Annotated in this window: 4 protein-coding genes; 3 read left to right on the plus strand and 1 reads right to left on the minus strand. The window is 76.2% G+C overall.

The window, feature by feature from the left end:
- The 3 genes from N866_RS17055 to whiG all read left to right on the plus strand — a co-directional run.
- A partial coding sequence (locus tag N866_RS17055; protein ID WP_034228743.1) for a DNA-processing protein DprA occupies positions 1-790 on the plus strand: 790 nt, incomplete at its 5' end.
- 85 nt (positions 791-875) lie between these two features.
- Positions 876-1,808, plus strand: coding sequence for a tyrosine recombinase XerC (locus N866_RS17060; protein WP_034228745.1), 933 nt, complete (start codon positions 876-878; stop codon positions 1,806-1,808).
- 14 nt (positions 1,809-1,822) lie between these two features.
- Positions 1,823-2,689 (plus strand): RNA polymerase sigma factor WhiG, encoded by an 867-nt coding sequence (gene whiG, locus N866_RS17065; RefSeq protein ID WP_034228748.1) that lies wholly within the window; start codon positions 1,823-1,825, stop codon positions 2,687-2,689.
- 5 nt (positions 2,690-2,694) lie between these two features.
- Here whiG and N866_RS17070 read toward each other — a convergent pair.
- On the minus strand, positions 2,695-3,202 hold a 508-nt coding region (locus tag N866_RS17070), incomplete at its 5' end, for a M23 family metallopeptidase (RefSeq protein ID WP_245612643.1).

Consider the following 3,202-nt stretch of genomic DNA (forward strand, 5'->3'; position numbering starts at 1 on the left):
CGCCGTCATCGGGGCGCGCGCGTGCACCCGCTACGGGGAGCACGTGACGGCGGACCTCGCGGCCGGTGTCGTCGCGGCGGGCCGGGTCGTCGTCTCCGGGGGCGCGTACGGCATCGACGCCGCCGCGCACCGGGCGGCGCTCGCCGCGGACGGGGTGACGGTGGCGGTCCTCGCCGGCGGCGTCGACCGCCTGTACCCGGCGGGCAACGCCCGGCTCCTCCTGGCGCTGCAGGACGGCGTCGGTGCCCTCGTGAGCGAGGTGCCGCCCGGCAGCGTCCCCAGCCGGCAGCGCTTCCTGCAGCGCAACCGGCTCATCGCCGCGATGACCGGGGCGACCGTCGTCGTGGAGGCGGCCTGGCGGTCGGGTGCCCTGAGCACAGCGGGCCGTGCGGCGGCCCTCCTGCGACCCGTGGGGGCGGTGCCGGGGCCCGTGACCTCCGCGGCGTCGGCGGGCTGTCACCGCCTCCTGCGTGACGGCGCGGCCGTGTGCGTCACGGACGCGGCCGAGGTCCTGGAGCTGCTCGGCGGCGGCGTCCCGGCGGACGGTCGACCGCCGTCCGCCGAGCTCCCGGACCCGGCCGACGGCCTCGACAACGCAGCACGCCAGGTCCTCGACGCCCTCCCGGTCCGGGCGTGGGCGGAGGTGGGGTCCCTCACGCGGGTGGCGGGGGTCTCGGCGGCGCAGGCCCGGGGGGCGCTCGGTGTCCTGGAGCTCGCCGGGCTCGCGGAACGGCGCGGTGACCGCTGGCGCCGCGCCCGGACGCACGGCGCCGTGCCGCTCGACTGCTGAGGACGGTGCGGCGTCGTCGGACGCAGCGGGTGAATCGGGCGTGTCCCACCTTGTGAGGACGGGCCGGGTCCGTCACGGTAGGGGCATGCACGGGGCAGGGGACGACGGCGCCGACGGGCCTGAGGACCAGGTGGTGGGGGCGTTCCGCACCCACCTCCTCGCCGAGCGGGGGCTGTCCGCCCACACGGTCCGCGCGTACAGCTCGGACGTGGAGCACGTCCTCGCCTTCGCCCGACGCCGCGGGCTCGCGTGGGACGCGGTCGACCTCGTGACCCTGCGGGCGTGGCTCGGCTCGATGGTGGCGACGGGCCGCTCGCGGTCGACCGTCGCGCGTCGAGGGGCGGCCGTGCGGTCGTTCTACGGGTGGGCGCACGACCGCGGCCTGCTGCCCACCGATCCCGCCCGACGGCTCGTCGCCGCGCGGGGTGCCGGTCACCTGCCCAGCGCGCTCGCGGTGGACGACGCCGCCCGTCTCGTCGACGCCGCGCGGGAGACCGCGGGGTCCGGCACGCCGGAGGACGTCCGCGACTGGGTGCTCGTCGAGCTGCTCTACGCGACGGGTGTGCGCGTGGGCGAGCTCGTCGGTGCCGACGCGGACGACGTGGACCAGGGCACCCGGACGCTGCGGGTCCTCGGCAAGGGGGCGAGGGAGCGCGTCGTGCCCTACGGGGTGCCCGCGGCGCGCGCCCTCGACCGGTACCTGACGGCGACGCGGCCGGCCCTCGTCGCCCGGGGGAGCGGGACACCCGCCCTGCTGGTCGGGGCGCGGGGGGGCCGGCTGGACCAGCGCCGTGCCCGCGAGGCGGTGCACCGCCTGTCCCGGGCGGCAGGCGTCGACGACATCGCGCCGCACGCCCTGCGGCACACGGCGGCGACGCACCTGCTGCAGGGCGGCTCGGACCTCCGCAGCGTCCAGGAGCTCCTCGGGCATGCTTCACTAGCCACCACGCAGCGCTACACCCATGTGACCCCTGACCGACTCCGCCGCTCGTACGAGCTGGCGCATCCGCGAGCCTGAGGAGGACGAGCCGGATGTCAGCCCAGGCCAGGTCCTCGCGGTCCGCTGCGGACGGCGTCGCCGGCGCCACGCGCGTCCCGCGACCCGCGATGGCCGGCTCCGGCGAGGACGCCGTCACGGTCGAGTCCCTCTGGGCGTGCTTCAAGGGGTCCGGGGACCGCGCGGCGCGGGAGGACCTGATCCTCCACTACGCACCGCTGGTGACGATGGTCGCCAACCGGGTGGGCGCGGGCCTGCCCAGCACGGTGGAGCAGGCCGACCTGGTCTCCTACGGGATGTTCGGGCTCATCGACGCCATCGAGAAGTACCAGACGGACCGCGAGGTGAAGTTCGAGACCTACGCCAGCTCGCGCATCCGGGGCGCGATCATCGACGAGCTCCGGGCCATCGACTGGATCCCCCGATCCGTGCGCACCAAGGCGCGAGCGGTCGACCGGGCCTTCGCGGAGCTCGAGGGCGAGCTGCGGCGGGCACCCACCGAGCACGAGGTGGCCGCCCGGCTGAAGATCGACGTCTCGGAGCTCCGCGCGGTCTTCACCCAGCTGTCGACGGTGAACGTCGCCGCCCTGGACGAGCTCCTCGGCTCGGGCTCCGGCTCCGAGCGCGGTGACTCGCTGTCGCTCATCGACACGCTCGAGGACCCGGGGGCGGAGGACCCGGCGGGCACCGTGGAGGCCCAGGAGACCAAGATCCTGCTGGCCCGGGCGATCGAACGGCTGGGCGAGCGGGAGAAGATCGTCCTGGTCCTGTACTACTACGAGGGCATGACCCTCGCGGAGATCGGTCGCGTGCTCGGGGTCACCGAGTCGCGGATCTCCCAGATGCACACCGCCGCCATGCTCCGGCTGCGGACCTCCCTGCAGGAGAGCGAGCGCGACTGAACCCCTCACCGGTCACCCACCGGGAGGAGCCGGACCTCACGCTCCACGTCGAGCAGAGCCAGCGGGTCGACGTAGACGTCCCCCTCGCGCACGCCCCAGTGCAGGCAGCCGACGCAGTGGCCGCCCGTCGAGACGTGGCCGACGACGGCACCGGCGGCGACGACCGTCCCGACCGCAAGGTCGGGGAGCACCGGCTCGAGGCTGGAGCGCAGCCCGTCGTCGTGCCGGACGGTGACCACGTCCCGGTCCACGACGCGGGTGGCGACGACGACGACACCGTCGGCGGGGGAGAGCACCGCCGTCCCGACCGGCGCCGCGAGGTCCACGCCGCGGTGACCCGGACCCCAGCGGGCGGTCGGCTCCTCGAAGCCCCGGACGAGGGTCGTCCGCGAGAGCGGGAGCACCACGGAGCCGGGCCGGCCCTCGGGTCGGGCACCGGGCGTCGCGTCGGCCGGCAGCTCGACGGGCAGATCGACGGGTGCGGTCGCCCGCGGTGGCGGCGCGGCCGGGGCG

Source organism: Actinotalea ferrariae CF5-4 (genome assembly GCF_000603945.1).
Classification (GTDB): Bacteria; Actinomycetota; Actinomycetes; order Actinomycetales; family Cellulomonadaceae; genus Actinotalea; species Actinotalea ferrariae.

Bases quoted from the DNA above. Each gene is read 5' to 3' on its own strand.
- N866_RS17060 (WP_034228745.1), top strand. From the start codon at position 876: ATGCACGGGGCAGGGGACGACGGCGCCGACGGGCCTGAGGACCAGGTG.
- whiG (WP_034228748.1), top strand. From the start codon at position 1,823: ATGTCAGCCCAGGCCAGGTCCTCGCGGTCCGCTGCGGACGGCGTCGCC.